This window comes from Geobacillus sp. C56-T3, assembly GCF_000092445.1.
In the GTDB taxonomy this organism is placed as follows: domain Bacteria; phylum Bacillota; class Bacilli; order Bacillales; family Anoxybacillaceae; genus Geobacillus; species Geobacillus thermoleovorans.
On record NC_014206.1, the window covers coordinates 1193274 to 1214081 of the forward strand.

General features: G+C 47.6%; 16 protein-coding genes and 5 pseudogenes. 8 read left to right on the top strand and 13 right to left on the bottom strand.

Features of this window, described 5'->3' with window-relative positions; translation table 11 throughout:
• Positions 1-16: 16 nt before the first annotated feature.
• From GC56T3_RS18430 to GC56T3_RS06080, 7 genes are all read right to left on the bottom strand, one after another.
• A complete protein-coding gene (locus tag GC56T3_RS18430; RefSeq protein ID WP_074044580.1) occupies positions 17-232 on the bottom strand; it encodes a hypothetical protein in 216 nt (71 codons plus the stop codon).
• Between the two features lie 24 nt (positions 233-256).
• Entirely contained in the window at positions 257-916 is a 660-nt protein-coding gene (locus tag GC56T3_RS06055; RefSeq protein WP_013144796.1) for a hypothetical protein, read from the bottom strand.
• The gene (locus GC56T3_RS06060) at positions 913-1782 is read right to left on the bottom strand and encodes an ABC transporter ATP-binding protein (RefSeq protein WP_013144797.1); all 870 of its coding nucleotides are present in this window, start codon (positions 1780-1782) and stop codon (positions 913-915) included. Before GC56T3_RS06060 ends, GC56T3_RS06055 begins: the two co-directional genes overlap by 4 nt.
• Positions 1779-3830 carry an ABC transporter permease gene (locus tag GC56T3_RS06065; RefSeq protein ID WP_013144798.1) on the bottom strand — a complete coding sequence of 684 codons (2052 nt, stop codon included), beginning with the start codon at positions 3828-3830 and terminating at the stop codon, positions 1779-1781. Before GC56T3_RS06065 ends, GC56T3_RS06060 begins: the two co-directional genes overlap by 4 nt.
• A gap of 118 nt (positions 3831-3948) precedes the next feature.
• Positions 3949-4347 (bottom strand): hypothetical protein, encoded by a 399-nt coding sequence (locus GC56T3_RS06070; protein ID WP_013144799.1) that lies wholly within the window; start codon positions 4345-4347, stop codon positions 3949-3951.
• Positions 4334-4966, bottom strand: coding sequence for a hypothetical protein (locus tag GC56T3_RS06075; protein ID WP_041468286.1), 633 nt, complete (start codon positions 4964-4966; stop codon positions 4334-4336). Before GC56T3_RS06075 ends, GC56T3_RS06070 begins: the two co-directional genes overlap by 14 nt.
• A complete protein-coding gene (locus tag GC56T3_RS06080) occupies positions 4963-6831 on the bottom strand; it encodes a hypothetical protein (protein WP_013144801.1) in 1869 nt (622 codons plus the stop codon). Before GC56T3_RS06080 ends, GC56T3_RS06075 begins: the two co-directional genes overlap by 4 nt.
• A gap of 473 nt (positions 6832-7304) precedes the next feature.
• Here GC56T3_RS06080 and GC56T3_RS06090 point away from each other — a divergent pair, with 473 nt between their 5' ends.
• Both GC56T3_RS06090 and GC56T3_RS06095 read left to right on the top strand, forming a co-directional pair.
• On the top strand, positions 7305-8255 hold the full coding sequence (locus GC56T3_RS06090) for an aromatic acid exporter family protein (RefSeq protein ID WP_013144802.1): 951 nt from the start codon (positions 7305-7307) through the stop codon (positions 8253-8255).
• 92 nt (positions 8256-8347) lie between these two features.
• On the top strand, positions 8348-8854 hold the full coding sequence (locus GC56T3_RS06095; RefSeq protein WP_013144803.1) for a L,D-transpeptidase: 507 nt from the start codon (positions 8348-8350) through the stop codon (positions 8852-8854).
• 51 nt (positions 8855-8905) lie between these two features.
• Here the strand turns inward: GC56T3_RS06095 and prli42 are convergent, their stop codons facing one another.
• Positions 8906-8998 carry a stressosome-associated protein Prli42 gene (gene prli42 / locus GC56T3_RS19250; RefSeq protein WP_012820630.1) on the bottom strand — a complete coding sequence of 31 codons (93 nt, stop codon included), beginning with the start codon at positions 8996-8998 and terminating at the stop codon, positions 8906-8908.
• 213 nt (positions 8999-9211) lie between these two features.
• Between prli42 and mce the strand changes: the two genes are divergently transcribed.
• The 3 genes and pseudogenes from mce to GC56T3_RS18440 all read left to right on the top strand — a co-directional run.
• Positions 9212-9637, top strand: a complete 426-nt coding sequence (gene mce, locus GC56T3_RS06100) for a methylmalonyl-CoA epimerase (RefSeq protein WP_013144804.1) — start codon at positions 9212-9214, stop codon at positions 9635-9637.
• A complete protein-coding gene (locus GC56T3_RS06105) occupies positions 9634-11184 on the top strand; it encodes an acyl-CoA carboxylase subunit beta (protein WP_013144805.1) in 1551 nt (516 codons plus the stop codon). Before mce ends, GC56T3_RS06105 begins: the two co-directional genes overlap by 4 nt.
• A 184-nt stretch (positions 11185-11368) precedes the next feature.
• A pseudogene (locus tag GC56T3_RS18440) lies at positions 11369-11708 on the top strand (transposase); the annotation flags it as partial.
• 237 nt (positions 11709-11945) lie between these two features.
• Here GC56T3_RS18440 and GC56T3_RS18445 read toward each other — a convergent pair.
• The 4 pseudogenes from GC56T3_RS18445 to GC56T3_RS06125 all read right to left on the bottom strand — a co-directional run.
• Positions 11946-12410: pseudogene (locus tag GC56T3_RS18445) on the bottom strand (transposase); the annotation flags it as partial.
• Positions 12395-13863, bottom strand: a pseudogene (locus GC56T3_RS06115) (transposase). The pseudogenes GC56T3_RS06115 and GC56T3_RS18445, both read right to left, overlap by 16 nt.
• A 73-nt stretch (positions 13864-13936) precedes the next feature.
• Positions 13937-14608 (bottom strand): annotated as a pseudogene (locus tag GC56T3_RS06120) (transposase); the annotation flags it as partial.
• A gap of 558 nt (positions 14609-15166) precedes the next feature.
• A pseudogene (locus GC56T3_RS06125) lies at positions 15167-16535 on the bottom strand (DDE-type integrase/transposase/recombinase).
• Positions 16536-16774: 239 nt separating this feature from the next.
• Here GC56T3_RS06125 and GC56T3_RS06130 point away from each other — a divergent pair.
• Genes GC56T3_RS06130 through GC56T3_RS06140 form a run of 3 tightly spaced genes read left to right on the top strand, consistent with a single transcriptional unit; the run spans position 16775 to position 19606 of the window.
• Complete coding sequence (locus tag GC56T3_RS06130; protein ID WP_013144806.1) at positions 16775-18049, top strand: RCCLKC-tail radical SAM protein; 1275 nt, start codon at positions 16775-16777, stop codon at positions 18047-18049.
• Between the two features lie 22 nt (positions 18050-18071).
• Positions 18072-18371 carry a carboxymuconolactone decarboxylase family protein gene (locus GC56T3_RS06135; protein WP_013144807.1) on the top strand — a complete coding sequence of 100 codons (300 nt, stop codon included), beginning with the start codon at positions 18072-18074 and terminating at the stop codon, positions 18369-18371.
• Between the two features lie 11 nt (positions 18372-18382).
• On the top strand, positions 18383-19606 hold the full coding sequence (locus GC56T3_RS06140; RefSeq protein ID WP_013144808.1) for an ATP-grasp domain-containing protein: 1224 nt from the start codon (positions 18383-18385) through the stop codon (positions 19604-19606).
• An 82-nt stretch (positions 19607-19688) separates the two neighbouring features.
• Here GC56T3_RS06140 and GC56T3_RS06145 read toward each other — a convergent pair whose 3' ends face one another.
• On the bottom strand, positions 19689-20567 hold the full coding sequence (locus GC56T3_RS06145; protein WP_013523048.1) for an IS982 family transposase: 879 nt from the start codon (positions 20565-20567) through the stop codon (positions 19689-19691).
• Between the last annotated feature and the right edge of the window lie 241 nt (positions 20568-20808).

Sequence of the window (20808 nt, forward strand, 5' to 3'; positions counted from 1 at the left end):
TCCGGATTCGGTATATTTATTTGACGGTAATGGTCACATATCCTCTTGAGCCAATCGTTTGACCAACAATTTGGCCATAGTATTTAGCCTGATTGGTTTGAGTAAAGTTGCGCGTTTCTTCTTGACCGGGATTAAGCCAGTTGGTGGAGGCGACGACGCTGTCGGGCCACCAATCAATCGATTTGTAAGCATAGCCTCTCGTTTGGGTGGGGAAGCCGTTATTTGCGGCCAAACGTCAATGATCCCCTGTCTGCTTTTATTGAGGTTTCCGATCTCCTTTGCGGATCCATACAATGGTGATACATGCTGCTAGGAAGATGGACAGCGTTAACATGATGAATTTGTTGATGAGCATCGGTTCCCAAACCGGCGGCTCGAACAAAAAGATATGCGGCCAGGGCATGAACGTTCCTAATGTGGCCACTTCAAGCACCGTATAAATAAAAATGACTGTCAGTGCGATATGGGTGTTTTTTGTAAGAACAAGGGCGGCAGTGCTGAAAAATAGGTAAAAGAACGTCAATAGAATGAAATGAATGAGATTCAAAAAAGACAAAGAAGAAACTCCATATTTCCACATGAATGCCCCGCTTAGCACGACAACCCCCAACAAATGGATGAAAGAATAACGTACGATATCGATCCAAACCCATTGCCTATAGTAAGGGACAAGCGTTTCTTGCGCTCCATCTTCATACAGTTCACCGAATCGATAAATCAGGCACCATCCGGAAAACGGGATGAACAACCCTTGGATGACGATCACATCATCGTAAATGCTTGACGATTTCCGGGGAACAAGCAAAATAAGCAACAGCGATAGGATGAACATCGCTGGTGGGATAAAAAAGGCTCCGCCCATTGTCTTGCGGTCAAACACGAATGCGGTTCTCATCCATTCGATGTAAGCTTTCATCTTGGTTCCCCTCTTCGGACAACAGCCAAATAGCCATCGATCAATCGCGGTGCCACCGGTCTCCCCCCTGTTCCCCCATTTTTGGAAAACACCCGCGCGTGAATGCCATCCTCTTCTTCGAGAAGCTGCACCACTTCTCTCGTTGCGATCAAGTCATCCAATTCTTCGGGGCATATGCAATATTCCCATACGCAGCCTTCTGCGCGGGACTTCAGCTCAGACGGCGTGCCTTCAAACAACACTTGCCCTTGTTTCAAAACCCCAATTTTGGTGCACAAAAACTCAATGTCTTCCACAATGTGCGAAGAAATGACAATCGTATGCTCGGAACCAAGCTGCTTGAGCAGATGGCGAAAGCGGATTCGCTCTTCAATATCCAAGCCGGCAGTCGGCTCGTCAAACAGCAAGATGGACGGCTTTCGCGTCAATAAATGGGCAATTCCCACCCGTCGCCGCATTCCGCCGGACAGCTCGGACATCTTTTTCGTCTCATGGCCGTTCAAGTTCACTTTTTGAATTGCTTCGGCAACGGCCGCGTGCCGTTCGCGTTTGTCCATCATTCCTTGCAATAAAGCGAGATGGTCAAGCGCTTCTTCGACCGTAATGTTCGGATAGACCATGAAATCTTGCGGCAAATAACCGATCCGTTCATGAGCTTTCACATATTTTCCTTTGGTGCAGCTTCGTTCGTCGATCGCCACCTGCCCTTCATCCATGGGTGTCAAGCCGGCCAATATTTTCATCAATGTCGTCTTGCCGGCTCCGTTCGGTCCGACTAACCCGTAAATCCCTTCCATGCAAAGCGATACGTTCGATAAAATGAGTTGTTTTTTGATTCGTTTCGTGACGCTGGATACATGGATCATGTCTGTCCCTCCTGAACCATGCGGATGAGTTGTATCGCTTTCTCCCAGCTGCCATCTGCTCCTTCCCTCATTTGTTTGTACCATAAAGCCAAAAATTCTTGTTTTTTCTCATCGGATAAGCGTTCATACTCCCCAGACAGCTGCCTCAGCACTTCCTCTGTTTTCCCGTCAGGAGAGTCGACTGACAAAGCCAAATCAAACGTCAAATCTCCTCCGGAATAGGGAAGGGCTAATTGTTGTTGGAACCATCTTGCCAGCAACGCTTGAAACACTTCTTTTTGCATCGATGAATGTGCTCCCCTCCAAAGAAGTCCTTCTGTTATGATTTCCGGCAAATACATCAATGTTCCTTCTTGGGAGCGAAGGGAATATGGCGTATCAATTTGAAGAAGCAAATGATCGCTGCTATATACGCTCCGTTGTTCACCATGGGGAGCGAGCAACACGATGTTCGTCGGCAACTTTGCCTCTTTTAAATCGAACATCTGCACGATGTCATGGTGGATGCGCCGTACATGACGTTCGAAAACCGGCCAATCCCGCTCAAGATTCGGCCAATCGGCGGGGTGCACGATCTGCCACGGCCCGATTTTTTCCTTCAAAAACATTCCCGCTACGGCTGTAATGCCGCCGGACACAACTCCTTCGTACGTTCCGTCGCTTCGGCGCGGCAAATTCGTATAAAACGGCGCCGTTCCGTGAAACGACAACGTATAGCGGATCGGATGGCTCGGTTGCATCGATACAGGCACCAGACTGGAATGAACGTTCACAAAGGCAAACGGCGCATGGTCGGCTTTTGTCGGCACCCAGCTGAAATCGCTCGGCAAAAACAAATAGTGCGGTGAAATGGGAATTTGCGCGGAATCGTTCATTTGATACTCAAACGTCCATTCGTCGGTCAAGCGATTGGATGACCGTTTGACCGTGATGACATCCCCCTGTTGAATAAACGGCAGCTGTTTTCCGGTTTGATCGGTGATTTGCTTCAGAGAAAAATGATGATAAAGCACGAACGACAGCGTGTCGCCCCGAATTTGTCGCAAGGTCACTTTCACTTTCGCATGTACACCGTTTTTGGCCTCCAGCTGAATGTCGTACCGTTCAATCGAATAGTGCAATGTGCTCGGTTTGATTGTTGGATCATGAGTTTGATAGTAAACATTTTCTTGAGCCAAATCAGCGTAGCTAAACACCAGTTTGCTTCCTGTGAAAATATGCGGAAACAACCAAGCATCACCCGACAAAAGGAAAGCAACGCCCATGATAATGGCCGCTTTCTCCTTTGTAGTGCGGGCCGTTTTCCAAAGAATGGCCCATACCGCCATCATCGACGCTAGGATCCAAAACAATATTTTCATATACGTCGGAAGGCTGACGTTGTATCCAATGACGTCACGAAATACATCGTCCATATTCAACGGACCGATGTAGAACAAACTATGGATGTCGGAAAAGGGGATGCGATGGAAATAACGGGAAAACAATTGTGTATTCATCGGGCCGATTGCCAGCCAAATGACCATCATCCAGGCAAAGCTTAATCGGTTTTTCCCAAACAATAGAGCAGTGAAAATACCAAGAAAAAAGGCAAATACGAACGGCAATAGCCAATATACGGCAATATACGATGCCGTTTCGGTATACAACGAAGAAAAGGGAAGGCTCCATGTCCGATAAAACTGCCATACGAGCACAACTTGCAGACCGGTGAAGAATGCAAGAAACAACAGGTGATTGGCGAACAAGGCGGCGATTTTCAACGCTGTGATGCGCAGTGAACCGGCAAACAAAAGATTGGCGCCAAATCGGTATTCATCAGAGAACAACTTGTAAAAAAACACCATAAACAGCAGCATTGTCGCTTGGACGATTAACGTCATTTCCCCGACAAAATTTCCATAATCCGTCTTACCAAAGGAATCGTACTGGCGAATGAGAAAGCGCATCATCAGCATGATTAACAAAAATGTGTATGTTCCCATATAGAGAATGCTTTTTCCCATCTGTTTGGCGTAAAACCACGATAGGCGAGTAAACAAAGCCATAAGGGGTCACTCCATTTTCAGCATGGTCGCATCCATCAACGATAAAAGGAAGCAAGCGAATGCCGGTGTGATGGAGCCGTGTTGACATTCGCTTGCTTGTTGAATGAAGCGTGCAAACTTAATTCACGGTCACTTTTGCTTCGCCATAAATAGATGTCGCGTTGGCTTGTGTGTATGCTTCAGCATAGTAGAAAGACCCGTTTTCAGCTGTAAAAGATTTTTTTACTGTTTGTGATGGATAGGCTATTGCCGAAGCAACTGTTGAATCAGGCCACCAGTTGATTTGTTTTTTGGCATACCCTTGTACATAAAATGCTGGACCTGATGAAGAGACGGCCAATGTTCCAGAAGCCCCAGTAGCTTTCACTGGTGTTCCTGTGGCAGAACTAGCCCCCGGTGAAATATGCGCAATGGAAGTGCCGGCGGCATAAACAGATCCAGCAATGCTGAGAACCAACACTAAAATGAATAGTGGTAGCCCCTTAGCTTTCGTTTTACGTGCCTTATTGACAACCATCCTTCTCACCTCCTTTCAAGGGTAGTAATTTGGTAGAATCAAGTTGATAAATGGGTTTAGGAAGCATTGTGAATATTTTTTCTATTCGATTTGTAAAGATGAGATAATGTGCATTCGAAAAATCATCTTTTAAGAAATAATAAAACTGTTCTAAGTCTTCGAAGTCAAAGTGTTTAGTCGGCTGATCGAAAATGAACACTGTGCGATTCAGTGACTGTCCAAGGGAAACAAGATAAATCAGCCGTTGAAACATAGTGAATGAATCGATTGATGCATGGGAAGGGAGGCGATATTTTTTCCATAGCGCCGATTGTTGAAATGGCCGGTTCAGCCATATCGAAATATCTTGCAAACGATAGTTTCTCCACAGTTGATGGTAGTTCTCAGGAATCACGAAAAATACGGTTTTATTCGATTTTTCCTTTCTTTTTGTTGCCTGTTCATCGAAATGGATTTCCCCTCCATCGATAGGATGAAAGCCGGCAAACGCTTGAGCGACAATATCTGTGCGAATGTGATTTTTGGCTAGAATGATAGATTGAGAAGGGAGATTGACGGAACAATGATGCAAAATAAGTTGGCGATTGTGCTTGAGGGTCACGTGTTTTAATTCCATCATTTGTCTCCTCTCCCCCTTTCTTGCACTAGTTGAATCAATATTTTTTCTTTTTCTTTCATCGATAATGCCATGTAGTGCTCCCACGCTGTTGAGTCGATGGAGGATTTTTCCGCTATCCTGTTTCCATATCCGATGGATGGAATATGTAGTTTTTCCATTAAATACAAGCCGGCGAAGAGGCTGAGCCGTTCGTTTTCGAACAATCGGTATGGGATGAAAAACGCAGCCAACTCCTGAATATGTTTGGTTGCCGGGCTGCCATTGACGTCCAAGAACGGATCAATGTAAAACGTGTAGTTTCCATCAGCCACCGTGCTGTCATACAGCGAAAGATTTGTTGTGTTGATGCTTTTCGGGATGATCGAGACGCTCTTGACTTCTTTTGTGCAGTAATCTATGTTTGCAAGATCCGGAAATACGTGACATAGCTCATTGCGGATGGAAACGAGTTGACGCTTCAACTCCATATAATTTCTTGTTGTGGTGAGAAACGGTTTATAAACAAGGAAACGAGTATGTTGCACTTGAATTTGTTTGTAAGGACCGTTGATCATGGAGAGACAAAGGGGATGGTCCCCACGCCAACGGTACTTTTCCTTTCCGACAATCATTTTGACCCGTGTACATGTTTTCGTTTCCACATTGGAATGTAGAGTTCCGGATGAGTCAAGATCGTAAAGCGTTGAATCGACGGACTGCGGATACCAGTTGGCTTCAAATGGCAACAAAGTGACGCCCGATGTCAACGGATAAAAGGTTGAGCCGAACGTATGCTGATAATAGATCGTCATGGATGGCGCACCGTTGGTCTCCACCTGAACAACGTTTCCTTGTTGTTGAAAGGGTAAACGCTTCCCTCCGCCTTGGATGTGATCGATTTGAAATTGCTCGTTGATCGAAAAACGAACGGTGCGTTCTTTCGGATGCAGAGAGAGTGTGACTTTGATCGGATACGTGGATTTCGGATTCACCTCGATCTCCTTGATTTTCCAATATCCATTCAACGGGATGTTCTTGGTTTGATCTTGATGTTTGATTTGTTGATAAAGTTTGACGTCGTTTGCCAACAGAATGTCATCCAACTGGAATTTTGATTGTGCATGTTGAAGGAAAAATGTTACGAAAATAACGAGAGTCACACCAGCCGCAAGCCCCGCGAAGGATCGCCGCATGCTTCGAAAAACGCCATAAACGGCGATGGAAGAAAGGATATACGCCAACTTGATCAGCACGCGTTCTTTTTGAAAGGTTAGGCTGAATAACGGGTCAATGTAAGGCCAACGATGGTTTACCCACAAGGAGAAGGATGGGTTGCGATATTCCAAAGAAAACAGCACGATGATCCACAAAACAAGTACGCCAACGAGCAACATCGCTTTTTTCGGAGAATGATAGGCGTAAACAGCGCTTGTGGACAATCCAATCATCCACGCCCATAGAAATGGAAGAAGAAAATGGATCAAATACAATGGAAACAGAAAGGCGAAAAGATCCCACCCCGCTGAATAGTTGATCATCACCGCACCGGCGATGATCCCGGCCAAGGCCATTTGCAAAGCGAAAAAACAAACAAACGCGGTCAAAGCTTGGCAGAAGACGATCTTTTGTGGGTTTCGCATGATGTCGTTCATCGCGATCCAGTGAATCGGCGTTGAGGCGAACAAGGAAACGTGCAACCGAAAGCTGAAAAGCAGCCAGACCGCCATTCCAATCGGAACCAAGTATTTCGTATATAAGATCCATTCCGCTGGATTGATGGTATGGGGATTGAGGCAATCAAACATCAAAGCCCCGGAAAATACCAATATGAAAATGGCTTCTGCTTTTAAGCGGGACGCCATCCTTGAAATGAAAACCCATTTCATATGGAATGCCCTCTCTGATCATCAATTTGAAATGTTTGTAAAATTCAATGGCATTATAAAAAAAAAAAGAAGATGTCAACCTTTTACATGGAAATTCACAGTATATTCACAAATAATAGGAAAATCGTATTGTCATGATGACGATTTTTGGCAAATTTTGCGTCTTTAGGTGTAGGGAGTGTCCATTGTGCGACGTGCTTTTTTTCGACGCGCTGAACGAAGCGATCAGGCGCGAAATCAAGCGCGATGGGAAAACGATTTATAAGAAAGCCTGCTCATGAACCGTGCCTCCGGATTTAGCCGGTTCGCTTTCTCACTTGAGGGCGGCCTTTTTTTGCCCTTGCGCGGCTGTTTGGGCAGATGGGCTTCGGGACGGGTGTGCATGTGAGCCAAATATTGTCCGTTTTTCCTTGCATCGAAAGCGCCGTCATCTGTACAATGAAGTCGGCAAACATTGGCAAAGGAGACTCGCGATGAAAATCGGCTATCGGACATTGAAAACGGCGGTGGGGGCGGCGCTGGCGATTGCGATCGCTCAGCTGATCGGCCTTCATAACTTCGCTTCCGCCGGCATTATTGTCATCTTATGCGTCCAAGTGACGAAAAAGCGGTCGCTTGAGACCGCCCGGGCTCGTTTTGCGGCGTGCGTTGTCGCGATCGGGTTTGCGGCGTTGTTTTTTGCCGTCTTCGGCTATCATCCGTGGACGATCGGGCTGTTGCTGCTGCTGTTCATTCCTGTGACCGTCCGCTTGAAAATCAATGAAGGCATTGCGACAAGCTCGGTCATTATTTTGCATTTGTATGCGGCCAAGGACATCACGTGGGGATTGGTCGCCAATGAGATCTTGCTGGTGGCGGTTGGCATTGGTGTGGCGCTGCTGATGAACATGTATATGCCGAGTGTGGAAAAGCAGTTGAAGGAGCATCAACGCACGGTTGAAGACTTGTTCCGCATCATTTTAAAAGAAATCGTCCGCTACTTGCGCACCAATGAACTCGATTGGGATGGCAAAGAGCTTCCGCTCGCCGCCGAGACGCTCGAAAAAGCGAAAAAACTCGCCATGCGCCACGCCGACAACCAATTATGGCGGAATGAGGATGAATATGTCCGCTACTTCCGCATGCGCGAGCGGCAGTTGGAAATCATTGAGCATATGCTTCCGCTTGTGACGTCGCTCGTCTACACGGTCGAGCAGCGGATGATGATTGCGGATTTTATCGACGAATTAAGCGACGCCATTCATCCGGGGAATACGGCGGACCGCTTTTTGCGGCGCCTTGCCGAGATGCGCGAACAGTTTAAGGCGATGCCGCTGCCAAAGACGCGCGAGCAGTTTGAAGAGCGGGCGGCGTTGTTTCATTTGGTGCGCGAATTGGAGCGATATTTAATCATCAAAAGCGAATTCCACCCCGGAAACGAATGAAAACAGCAGCGGCTGAAGGCATGATGCAGGGCATATGTCCATCTGTTTTGGCGCACACTATAGCCAAACATTCAAGCAAAGGATGGACTTATATGCGGGTATGGTTGGCCATTTGTCTCGTGATAACCGCAGTGTTGGGGGCGCCTTTCCAGACAGCGGCGGAGGCGAAGCCGCTCGTGATTGTGAACAAAGCGATCAATAAGCTCGCGCTCGTCCGCGACGGCCGCATCGAAGCCGTTTATCCGGTGGCGACCGGGGTCAATACCGATTTGACGCCGGAAGGAATGTTTACGGTGACGGTGAAGGCGAAACACCCGTATTATCGGAAAAAGAACATTCCAGGCGGGGCGCCGAACAATCCGCTTGGCACAAGGTGGATCGGCTTTAACGCGCGCGGGACGGACGGGCGCACGTACGGCATTCATGGCACGAACAACCCGGCGTCGATTGGCGGCTACGTGTCGCAAGGCTGTGTGCGCATGCACAACCGCGATGTTGAGCATTTGTATGAACGGGTGCCCATCGGCGCCAACGTGCTCATTCTCCGCAGCAACGAATCGTTTTACTCCATTGCCAAACGGTACGGCGCTGTCCCATGAAAAACGCAAGCTTCCGGTTTCGGAGCTTGCGTTTTTTACGCCGGATCGCGCTTAAAACCACATGCTGATGCCGGCGAGGAGCGTCGTCAGCAGCATGCAAATGAGCATCAAGTAAACCACGAATTTTTGCGTTTTGCGCGACAACGGTCCGTCCTCCTTCCGTCCGCTGTTCTACGTTTATTGTAACGGCAAACAGCGGAGCGGACAAGGAAAAAAGCAGGATGAGAGATGAAACGAACCGCTCCATGGCTTGACCGTTGCGCAGACAAAGAAAAACAAAAAAAGCAGGATTTTTTGTCGAAACGGCGAATAATAAAACGTTGGCCTCATCATTTTGCAGCAAAGGAGACCAAGACGATGCAGGTGAAAAAAGTCGACCATATCGGCATTGCTGTCCGCTCGATCGAGAAAGCGCTTCCGTTTTATACGGATGTGCTCGGCCTGCCGTTTCTCGGCATCGAGGAAGTTGAGTCGGAACAGGTGAAAGTGGCGTTTCTGCAGGCCGGAGAGGCGAAGCTTGAGCTGCTCGAGCCGCTGTCGCCAGAGAGCGCGGTGGCGAAATTTATCGAGAAACGCGGCGAAGGGATCCATCACGTGGCGCTTGGCGTCGAGGACATCACCGAGCGCATCCGTGAGCTGAAGGAGCATGGCATTCGCATGATTCAAGATGCGCCAAAACGCGGCGCCGGCGGGGCGTGGGTGGCCTTCATGCACCCGAAATCGACCGGCGGCGTGTTGTACGAACTTTGTGAACGGACGAACCGAACGGAGGGACACCAATGAGCGACATGTACGACAAAATCAACGAACTGTATGACCGCCGACGTGAGATTGAACTGGGCGGCGGCGATGAGAAAATTGAACAGCAGCACGCGAAAGGGAAGCTGACGGCGCGCGAGCGGATTGACTTGCTGTTGGACGAAGGGACGTTTGTCGAGCTCAATCCGTTCATCGAGCACCGCTGCACCGATTTTGGACTTGGCGAAAAGAAGGGGCCGGGCGATGGGGTCGTCACCGGCTACGGGAAGATCAATGGACGCACCGTATTTGTGTTCTCGCAAGATTTCACCGTCTTCGGCGGCGCGCTTGGGGAAATGCATGCGAAAAAAATCACGAACATCATGGATTTGGCGGCGAAAACCGGGGCGCCGGTCATCGGCTTGAACGATTCGGGCGGCGCCCGCATTCAAGAAGGGGTCTTGTCGCTTGACGGGTACGGGCACATTTTTTACCGCAACGCCATTTATTCCGGCGTCATCCCGCAAATTTCCGTCATTATGGGGCCGTGCGCCGGCGGGGCCGTCTATTCCCCGGCCATCACGGATTTTGTGTTCATGGTCGAAAAAACGAGCCAAATGTTCATCACCGGTCCGAAAGTGATTGAAGCGGTGACCGGGGAGAAAATCAGCGCCGAAGATTTAGGCGGCGCCCGCGTGCACAACACGATCAGCGGCAACGCTCATTTTGCGGCGGCGAATGAAGAGGAGGCGCTCGCCGAGGTGCGGCGGCTGCTTGGCTATTTGCCGTCAAACAATAACGAAAAGCCGCCGTTTGGCCCGATTCCGGACGGGGACGACTACCGCCCCGATTTGGCCGATGTCGTGCCGATTGACGCCGTCCGCCCGTACGATGTGCGCCACGTCATCGCCCAAGTCGTCGATGACGGATCGTTTATGGAAGTGCAAAAAGATTTCGCCAAAAACATCGTGATCGGCTTTGCCCGCATCAAAGGCGAAGTGGTCGGGCTTGTGTGCAACCAGCCGAAGTTTATGGCCGGCGGGCTTGACATTGATTCGTCCGACAAGGCGGCGCGTTTTATCCGCTTTTGCGATTCGTTCAACATCCCGATCATTACGTTTGAGGACGTAACCGGCTTTTTCCCGGGCGTCAAGCAGGAGCACGGCGGCATCATCCGCCATGGGGCGAAAATTTTGTACGCCTACTCGGAAGCGACCGTGCCGAAAATTACGGTCATTTTGCGGAAAGCGTACGGCGGCGCGTACGTCGCCTTAAACAGCAAATCGATCGGCGCCGATGTCGTCTATGCGTGGCCGAACGCCGAAGTGGCCGTCATGGGGCCGCAAGGGGCGGCGAACATCATTTTCGCGAGCGAAATTGAAAAAAGTCCGAATCCGGAAGAAACGCGGGCGCAAAAAATTGCCGAATACCGTGAGAAATTCGCCAATCCGTACGTCGCCGCGAAATACGGCATGATCGATGACGTCATCGACCCGCGCGACACGAGAATCAAGCTCATTCAGGCGCTCGAGATGCTTCGAAACAAGCACGAGGAGCGGCCGAAGAAAAAGCATGGCAATATTCCGCTGTAAGCCTCACATTTCGCACCCTTCCGACGAAAATCGGGAGGGTTTTTCTGTTCCGATATCGAATGAATCCTTGACACACAAGAAAAGTGAAGGAGTTTTTCTCTCATGAATGTGCAAATCAAAGCGGTCTATCGCAATTCCTATTTTGAATATCATAAGTGCTCTAGTCAAAAAACTGGGCCTGCCCCACTTGAAAGATCCGTTTTTCACGGATGAGATTGATGTCAAAAAGCCAGAACGAGTGGCCGTATTGGGCTATTTGTTTCTCTTGGCCTTGGCGATTTACCGCGTTTTTCAGCGCCGGGTGCGCCCGTTCATCACACCGGAACACCCGTTAAAAGGGCCTGGGGGCCGCAAGCTGACCCGGCCAACGGGACAGGTGATTTTTCAGCTGTTTCCATTATGTGAACGTCGTCGTGTTCCAGCTGCCGGACGGGCGCATCCAACGCGCACTGGATCGCTCCCTCAACCCGGATCAGCGAAGGATTCTGCAAGGATTGGGCATGGACGAGAGCATCTACGTCTAACTCACATTTCGCACCCTGAATAAAAATTCGAAATAAGCCAGGTTTGACCGAATAAAAATTGGTTCATCACCAAAAGTTGTACTTGCACCTGTCATTAAAGTATGTTAGCTGTTTCTAGAAGGCCGGTGATTTAGTGAAAAGTCGCGAAAAACGGACTCTTCTCAAATTGAGAAGTCCTGTAAAATCAACGCCTCTCTTTCACCCAAAAGCAACGGATTCGGCGAAATCGGTCGTTTTTCACCAGTCCTCTAGACGAACCCGCAATGCAAAACGCTGGATATTTCTGTATCCGTATCCCCGACGTTTGATTAGCTTGATCTTGTTATTTGTTCCCTCCATTTTTCCATTCGAATAAGGTGACAATATGCATGATATGATTTCATCTGTTCGTTTGACAAGCGATTTTGCGATGGCGCGTACAGCCGAACAAGGACAAAATACATATCGGTGAATCCAAGCCTCCAAACGTCGTTTCGCCTGTTGTTCGTCTTTGCTTTTAGACACATAGCGAAAATGTTGAAGCGATTGGCAGACAGACTTTAAGTAATCGCTTTCATTGCACCATTTCCGTACGATTTGGCGTTCTTCCTCCGTCAATTTCTCTGGGCATTGGCTCAATAAACGACAAACGTAACGAACATTTCCGTGTTTCTTGCCTCCTTTGTCTAAATATTTGCGACAACGCTCTAAAAGGCCGGTGAATTAATGGGGCATAGACTTCCCTCATGTCGAATTTTGGAGGCCATTCTCCCCGCCATTTGGCGCCAAAGGATGGGAAGACGAGCAGGACTTCCTGCTCCCAATTCCGTTTTTGCGCACGCCAAAGAGCCGGTCCCCCCTTGTTTTTTCGAAACCGGCACAATCGCTTCAGATTTTGCACGACGGCGGTCAACAGCGCCTGTTCTTCCATGGCGTAAAGGCCCCGGCTTCGGGCCCGGTCCAGCCCATGACATTCCTTCCCTTCGGCGAACACATGCTCACAACGCGTGCGAAGGGCTTGAATCGATCGATAACCGCCCTGTTGCTGAATGAGCCTCGCTTGGTTGCGAATCTGAACGTCTCGGACTTTCGCCTGGCGTTGTGCTTCCTGAGCGGGATCCTTCGCCCGGCGCTTCCAGGTTGGAATCTCCTCCATCTCCTTGCGGCGCAGCGACACGAGCGGCGTGATGCCTTGGATGAAGAGCGCTTTCAAATACTCCGTGGTGCCATACGCTTTGTCCGCGGACAAGGTCCGAATCGTGATCGACGGGTGGCGAAACCGAATCGAAGCCAGCTGCTCCAAACTCGTCTCCCGTTCCGCCGTTCCGGTGGCGAGGCTGGCCCGTCTGGACAAAATCACGCGCGACTGGACATCGATGACGTCGTGCACCAGATACCGAGGATACGCTTCCTGTCCTTTGCCTTTCTTGTACAACCGGGCATCCGGATCCGTCACGCTTCGATGGGTTTGGTTGGAAAACCTGGTTCCACGGAAGTTTCCTCGTTCTTCGGCATGGACGCACTCCCCTGATGGGGGAGACGGAGAGGGCGGGGCGTCATCCGGATCCCGTGACTCGGTCTGTTCATCTTCCTGGGCAGTGCGGGCGAGGTAGTCTTCCAACGTTTCCACCGGAGCGAGCTTGACTTCCCGCAAGCTGTGGATCGAAGCATTCGCCCGCACTTGGGTGCCATCGGCCGCCGCATGCACATCCGGCGAGACCAGACCCGCCGCGATGCACTGATCCACCACGTAGGTCATCAGCCGATCAAAGATTCCGTGTTGGCGCCAGCGTTTCCGTGTTTTGACGAGCGTCGTTCGATCCGGCAGTGTGGGGTGATGAGGATCCGGATGGAGCACGGATTCAAAGTCGATACCGCAAAACCACAAGTATCCGGCATGCATGGGGAGGATCTCATACAACTCCCGCTCGGAGTGGTCGAACAAATACGAGAGCAGCATCAGGCGAAGCAGCCGTTCCGGATCCGCCGCCGGGCGACCCGTTTTTTCCGTGTACAGGGGAGCCACCCAATCGTGAATGACGGAAAAGTCAACCGCTTCGTTGATTTGGCGCAGGATATGATGTGGGGGAATCAGGTCCTCCATGTCGATGACTTGAAACAGCCGAGGCTGAGTCGAAGGGTTTTTGGGAGCTTTCATGATCCGCTCACGCTCCATTCCAACGATTTTTCTTCCTTTTTCGACACAAGCCCCCTAAATTCCTGCCTCAGGGTGTACTTTTTCACCGGCCTTCTAAAGCATCTGTAAACAGCTGAATGACATGGAAATAATCCACGACATGTGTCGCCTCTGGGCAAACCCTTTGAATCGCTTTTTTCATTGCTGGAGCCAAATCGCTCACGACATACTGAACAGAACCAGACACATGAGCCAACGCACGTCCAATGGCTTCCTCGTTCTTTCCTGCTTCAACGGCATACACTTCTCCCGTTTCGGCATCCATGATCGCCACCCCGTAGTCATGCCCTTTTCGAAACGCAAACTCATCGACACAAACCGCCTTTGGTTGGATTTCATTCGATAGGAAGGAAGGGGCATGGGTATAAAACCAACGTTCAACGGTCGTGTAAGGAAGCTTGAGCATACGAGCCACTGCCTGAATGGATGTCCCTATGCAAGATTGCGCCACCCATTGTTGAAAGGCATCCGTTGCTATGCTTCGAGGGGAGATTCCTGGATAAGACGTGCTGAATGTCATGCCACACGTACCACAACGTCTTCGCTCTACAGGAAGTTCGATCCAAAAAATCCCGATTCGCTGAGCATAGCCATGCATCCATTGCTTCTTTTTTCCTGTCATTTTGATCGTGCGTTTCAAGCAGACAGGACATAACGGGCATTGTTCGGGAAGAGAAAGTTCGAAAATCCAACGTTCTTCTTCTTTTCGTACCTTTTGAATCAAAACATCTGGTCAATCGATGAGTTCTTTGATAAACTGAGCGTACATGCGAATTTTCCTCCAATGGTTTGGTTTGGTCACCTTTACCATACAGGAAAATTCGCATTTTTTGTACCCTCTATTTTCCCTATGCATACCTATCCTAAAATCTCAAGTACAACTTGTGGTGAAGAGCCAAAAAAATATTAAAAAAATATTGAAAAAAATATAAAAATATGAGAAAATTCAAATTGGATAAAAAATACACTAAAATTATATAACAAAATTGATTCGTTTTGCAACTAATAAATAAAAAAGGTAGCGTCAAAAGTTTTATGAAAACTCCACACAGGCCATCCCATTGAGCATCATTGGGCATGCGGAGAGCCGGATTCGCCCTTGACCAACACCCGCCAAAGGTGCGGAAGAGTCGTCAAGGGCGACGGGGACAAAAAAGAAGGCAATAAGAAAGCCGCCCTTGCCATGACCGAATGTTACCTTTGGCGGTGTTCGGTTGGTCAAGGGTTCGCTTCGCCGAATCCGGCAGGAGTTCTGTTCAACGGGCTCCGGAGGACAAAAAAGTCAGGCCGCCTCTTGTTGGAGAAACGCCTTGTGCCATGGCGATCAGCTTCGTCCACCGGGCCGGCATATGCGGAAGATCCGCCAATTCCGGGATGACGACCGGCACCCGGCCCTCGAGCGCGCTATGCGGGCGCAGAAAGTTGAAATACGCCACAAACAGCGTCACAAAGGACACCGAGCCTTCTTCCGCACCGAACCCATGGGTCGGGCGGTAGTTGCCTTTAAAAGTCCGGTTGAATCGCTCGATGATCTGCTTGAGAGGGCGAAACTCTTCCGAGACCGGATCTTCGTTGGTCAGGCCGATCACCTGGCGGACGTCAAACGAAATCCCGTGCTGGGCAAAGAAGTGTTGCGCCAGCCGGTAAATCGGGTTGCCATCCACGACGAACGACAAGTCGTCTGGGAGGGACGCCAGCTTCTGCAGGACATCATCGATGGCCTTGATGGCCGAGAGCGTGTCCCGGTTGGGCGAGACGCGATAGGACAGCACGATCTTTTTGACGGCGTCAAATAGAAAGAACAGGTCATGCCAGCGCCCTTTGACGCGAATATACGTCTCGTCCCCGCAAAACGAACCGGACAGCTCATACGGGAACCGGTCGACAAAGGGCTTGATCCAAAGCGCGACGCTGTTGGCGTAGTTGAGCACCGTCTGATGGGAGATCGAGACGCCATGGATGTCCTTCATGGCGGCGGCGGTCTCCCTCGAGGACATCCCAAAGTTGACGTAGTACGTCAACACGAGCCCCAACACGTGCGGCGACGCAGCCAGCCGGGACAAATCGACCTTCGGCTTGATGAGCGACGAGGAAGCCAACGGGAGAAAGTCAAACAAGAACTCTCGAAACAAATACCGCACCTTGAAGGCTTGAGGATCCTGTTGAAACTGTTGGCGCTCCTTCTTCGTCATCCGGCGAAGGTTGGCCTGGTAAAACGAGCAATCGTTGTTCTTGCACTTATAGATGTGGTATTCTTTGCGTTCCTTGATTTTTTCCAGCGTCTTTTTGCAGTGCGGGCAGCGAAAGACCGCTTGCTTGGTGAACCGATTTCGGTGGTTGAACCGGCATTGGCACACTTTGCATTGGTATTGCCCGTTTCCGCCGTTATTGGCGTACAGGTAAGAAGAGGGAGCCTGGCAGCGAGGGCAGGTCAACGAATCCGGAACACGGTGTTTCGCATTCGCGCGGCGCTGGATGGGCCGTAAAGGACGTCCGTGCTGGGCTTCGTAGTCCGCCAACAGCTTCCGGTAATCAAGGGTTTCCGGCACATCGATGATGGGAAGGTCATCGACCTGAAGTTTCCGGCACGGCTTTTGGATGGGTTCGTCCAAGTCCTCGAGATTCAAGGATTTTCCCAATATCACACCCATCAAATACACAATGATTTGATATTGGGTCTTGATGATTTGAAGCAAATAGGCTAATCATTGAGGTAACAAAGCTTGTCACTCCTTTGTTTTGGCTGTTGAGTGTTGTTGCCTCAATGATGGCCGAAAACAACGGGGGTGGCAAGCTTTTTTTCGTTCAACCGTTGAAACTCAAGGGAAAACCGTGAGTGTGGAGGATAAACTTTTGACAATACCAAAAAAAGTGGGAGGTTTTATATGAAATGAACATTTTACTTATTTCTACATTTGAAGGAGGTTTTCAGCCTAATACCGTCGCTACTGCAGCAACTCCATTGATAAAAGATGGATTTCATGTATCTGTTTTGGATACTTATGTTGAAGGGATACAAGAGGATCGTTTCTCTTCAGCTGATTTAGTGGCCATTTCTATCCCGCTATTCGATGCTGTTCACTCTGGTGTTGAAGTGGCAAAACTGGTTAGAAAGATTAATCCGAATGCTCATATTACTTTTTTCGGTCAACACGCGACGATTCATGCAAACCGTTTAGCCGGAAAATACAGTGATTCCTGTATTTGCGGTGAATGGGAGAAGCCATTAGTATGTTTAGCTCGGCATCTTTCTGGCGATGCTCAGAGTGAAATACCAGGAGTGTTATTTGCAGAACAAGCAAAAAAAGGGGAATATGTTCATCCTTTTATGTCACGGGATCATTTTGATGTTCCAAGCCGACACCTTCTTCCGCCTTTGTATAAGTATCCTCAAAAGCAAATAGACAAGATTCTTGGTTCACCACAAATAGTTGGTTCTACGGAAATAGCTAGGGGATGCCATCACAAGTGTTTATATTGTTCTGTATATGCAGCTTATGGTGGAAAAGTGATATTGATTTCAGAAGAAATAGTCTTAAAAGATGTTCAGCAACTCGTGGAAGGAGGAATGACCCATCTCACATTTATTGATGCAGATTTTTTTAATGCTAAATATCACGGTATTAAAATCCTAAGAAAATTACACTCTGAATTTCCACATTTAACATATGATTTTACTACTCGAGTTGACCATATTTTGGAGAATAAAGAGACTCTTCGAGAGATGAAAGAATTAGGGGTTAAATTCATTACATCTGCTCTTGAATTTCCTTCAGATGAAGTGCTTGATGCTGTTGCAAAGGAAACATCAGTTTCAGATATTGAGGAAGCAATTTCTTACTTAAGAGAAATTGGAATCAAGTTAAATCCGACATTCATTATGTTTAATCCTTGGACAAAATTAGAAGATCTTTCTGCTTTCCGTGCTTTTGTAGCTGAAAATCAACTTGAGGACATTATTGATCCTATTCAATATGAAACCAGACTTTATCTATATAAGGGTTCACCATTGTTATCTCGTTCATCGATTCAAACACTTGAATTAATAGAATATGAATTTCATTATGAGTGGAAGCACCCTGATCCTCAGATGGATGAATTATATTATAAAATCCTTTCTCCTCAAGAGGAAGGTGTTTTTAAACGGTGTTGTTTGAAATGCTAATTCTCAGATTGGAGTGATATTAGTGTTAGCATTAAATAATAAATTGCAAAAAGAGTTTGACACCTTTTTTACTGAGACTTTAGAAGGTGGAGTTTTATCTGATCGAGATCGTATTCTCGTTATACTTGCAACAGCTCTAGTTATGGAAGACGCTAATACCTTAAAAAATGCTGTTCTTACTGCAAAACAATTAGGCTTTACAAATGAAGAGTTAGGTCATATAAGCGCTATTGTTATTGCTATGAGAGGACAAAAAATCAATGGGCTAGTTTCATTCAATGTATCAACCGCAACAAACAAATCCTCTAAATGTTGCGAATAGGTGGGATAAGATTGCTTCAACAGAAATCAGCAGTCATACTCGTTGCTCCACGTGATAATGAAATAGAACTAGCTAAAGCAAAAGGATTTAAAACCATTCTTTTCAGAAAGTCTATTGATTTCGAAAAAGCTTTTTCCGTTGATATTCCTATTGAAGTTGATCTTAACAATGAATTGTTAGTGGTTGAAAAGTCAATAGAGTTAGCTAAGCAATATGATATTCAAGCGGTTTTTACCATGAATGAGTACCGAATTCCTTTATGTGCTCGAATATCTGAAGCTATTGGATTACAAAAAGGCTTAAGTTTGCAGGCTGCTTTAAATTGTCGGAACAAAAAACTTACAAGGAAGATCTTATATGATTCCAAAGTAGACCAAGTTAAATTTTGTTTAGTTAAGTCCTCTGATGAATCTCTAGAAGTTTTGAAACACTTTGCTTTTCCTGTTATAGTAAAACCTTCTAATGAGTCTGGTAGCCGTTTTGTGAAAAAATGCAATTCCGAGAGCGAAGTAGTTCAAGCAATCAATGAAATTAAAAATAAAGGTACAAATTCTATTGGGCAACCTATTGATCCTGAAATTCTTATTGAGGAATACTTGGAAGGTCCAGAGTTTAGTGTGGAATCAGTAACTATAAATGGGGAAACCACAATCATTGCAGTTACTGAAAAGAAAGTCACTCCCCCTCCTTATTCAATTGAGATTGGTCATACAGTTCCATATACATTAAGTACTGAAGATTATCAGCGTGTTTACCAACTTATCTCAAAATCTCTTGAGGTATTAGGGGTTCAAAATGCTGTTACTCATATTGAAGTAAAGAAAACTTCATCAGGGTGGCATATTGTTGAAGTAAATGCTAGACCAGGAGGAGACCACATACCAAAACTAGTTAGGATTGTCACAGGATACGATTTAGCTGAATTAGCGTTACATATAGCCTTAGGAGGAACACTTAAGGATGCACCTAAACATCCTGTTCAAGCTCCTTCTGCTGCAATTCGTTTTTTAGTTGCTGATCAACCAGGAACTGTATTGATTAATGACACAATTTTTGCAAAAGGGCATTGCAATCTGGTTGATGCCAAACTAAATGTACAACCAGGAGAAATTGTTCCTCAGACTACAAGTAATTATAATCGGTTAGGTTATATTATAGCCCAGGGTTCATCGGATACACATGCTTCAGAAATATCTGAGGAAATATTAAAATTCTTGGAACTACGAATCATCTAACTCATATTTCGCAACCTTTGCATAATATACAAAAAACAACCCGGATATGCGCATAAAAATAACCCGTGGTGCTAGTTGAGCGTCAGCGCTCAACCAGCCCTAGTGTGACCAGGGAATAAGCCACCAAGATGCCATCGAGTGCCACTTCAAACCCGGCAATGGAATTCGCCCGAATGTCGGTGATCCGGTATTGGTCCACGAGAATCGAAAACACCGTCTCGATGACTTTGCGTTTTTTCCTGATCCATTCTTCCCATGCCTTGGATGGGCCGTGCTTTTGATTGTGTCGAGACGGTGTCCAGAACGCGGCTTGGTGTTCTTCATACAGCTTTTCTCGAAGAGCGCGGCTGATGTACCCTTTGTCTCCAAAGTTGTAGGGATGAGGGATTTGAGTCATCACCGTTTCAGCCGCTTTGACGTCGTGGCAGGACGCTTCCGTCACGACATAGCCCATGGCCAGCCCTTGATTGGTCACTTGAAGATGCAGCTTGAAACCGTAGTACCATTGCTTTTTGGAAGCACAATACCCCATATCCGCGATCCCTCGAAATCGCTTGACGCGCTGCATTCTCGCGGGATGGCACAACGGAAGAGGCAAACTGTCAACAACGGCATAAGCATGGTGTTGGCCACGTTTGGCTAGTTCATGACGAATCCATTTGACCGCGAAGCCAAGCGCTCGGCAGCGGCGGTTGTATCGGGAGCGTTCAAGAAACGAGCCGTTTGTGAACAAATTTCCCGTGACAAAGCGATGCCAGGCTCGTTCAGAAGAAAAGCCCAGCAGCTTCCCCAAAAGGTGAACCGCCATGACCACTTCGTCTTTTTGCTTGACCAAGTGACGGTTGCGGCGATGAAGATACATTTGAATCAACGACAGTTGAGCAGAAACAAAACAGAAAATAGCGGCATATTGTTTTTGAAGTTTGGCTGGATCTGTAGTAAAATGAAAGTGCTCTTGCATGGGGGATCTCTCCTTTCGAATGTTGGGTGACACTTTCATTCTACTGGAGATCCGCCAGCAAGGGCTATTTTTATGCTTGTCTGAGTTTTATCTAGCACCACGGGTAAAAATAATTTTTTTATACAAAAATTGTAAAATGATTAATTTTTATTCGGTCAAACCTGGCTTATTTCGAATTTTTATTCAGGGTGCGAAATGTGAGATCTAATATAATATCATTTTCAATAATAAGTAGTGGTGG

What these genes read in the sequence shown, in the direction of transcription:
- GC56T3_RS06055 (WP_013144796.1), bottom strand. Translation starts at nt 916, where the DNA reads ATGAAAGCTTACATCGAATGGATGAGAACCGCATTCGTGTTTGACCGC.
- GC56T3_RS06060 (WP_013144797.1), bottom strand. Translation starts at nt 1,782, where the DNA reads ATGATCCATGTATCCAGCGTCACGAAACGAATCAAAAAACAACTCATT.
- GC56T3_RS06065 (WP_013144798.1), bottom strand. Translation starts at nt 3,830, where the DNA reads ATGGCTTTGTTTACTCGCCTATCGTGGTTTTACGCCAAACAGATGGGA.
- GC56T3_RS06070 (WP_013144799.1), bottom strand. Translation starts at nt 4,347, where the DNA reads ATGGTTGTCAATAAGGCACGTAAAACGAAAGCTAAGGGGCTACCACTA.
- GC56T3_RS06075 (WP_041468286.1), bottom strand. Translation starts at nt 4,966, where the DNA reads ATGATGGAATTAAAACACGTGACCCTCAAGCACAATCGCCAACTTATT.
- GC56T3_RS06080 (WP_013144801.1), bottom strand. Translation starts at nt 6,831, where the DNA reads ATGAAATGGGTTTTCATTTCAAGGATGGCGTCCCGCTTAAAAGCAGAA.
- GC56T3_RS06090 (WP_013144802.1), top strand. Translation starts at nt 7,305, where the DNA reads ATGAAAATCGGCTATCGGACATTGAAAACGGCGGTGGGGGCGGCGCTG.
- GC56T3_RS06095 (WP_013144803.1), top strand. Translation starts at nt 8,348, where the DNA reads ATGCGGGTATGGTTGGCCATTTGTCTCGTGATAACCGCAGTGTTGGGG.
- mce (WP_013144804.1), top strand. Translation starts at nt 9,212, where the DNA reads ATGCAGGTGAAAAAAGTCGACCATATCGGCATTGCTGTCCGCTCGATC.
- GC56T3_RS06105 (WP_013144805.1), top strand. Translation starts at nt 9,634, where the DNA reads ATGAGCGACATGTACGACAAAATCAACGAACTGTATGACCGCCGACGT.
- GC56T3_RS06130 (WP_013144806.1), top strand. Translation starts at nt 16,775, where the DNA reads ATGAACATTTTACTTATTTCTACATTTGAAGGAGGTTTTCAGCCTAAT.
- GC56T3_RS06145 (WP_013523048.1), bottom strand. Translation starts at nt 20,567, where the DNA reads ATGCAAGAGCACTTTCATTTTACTACAGATCCAGCCAAACTTCAAAAA.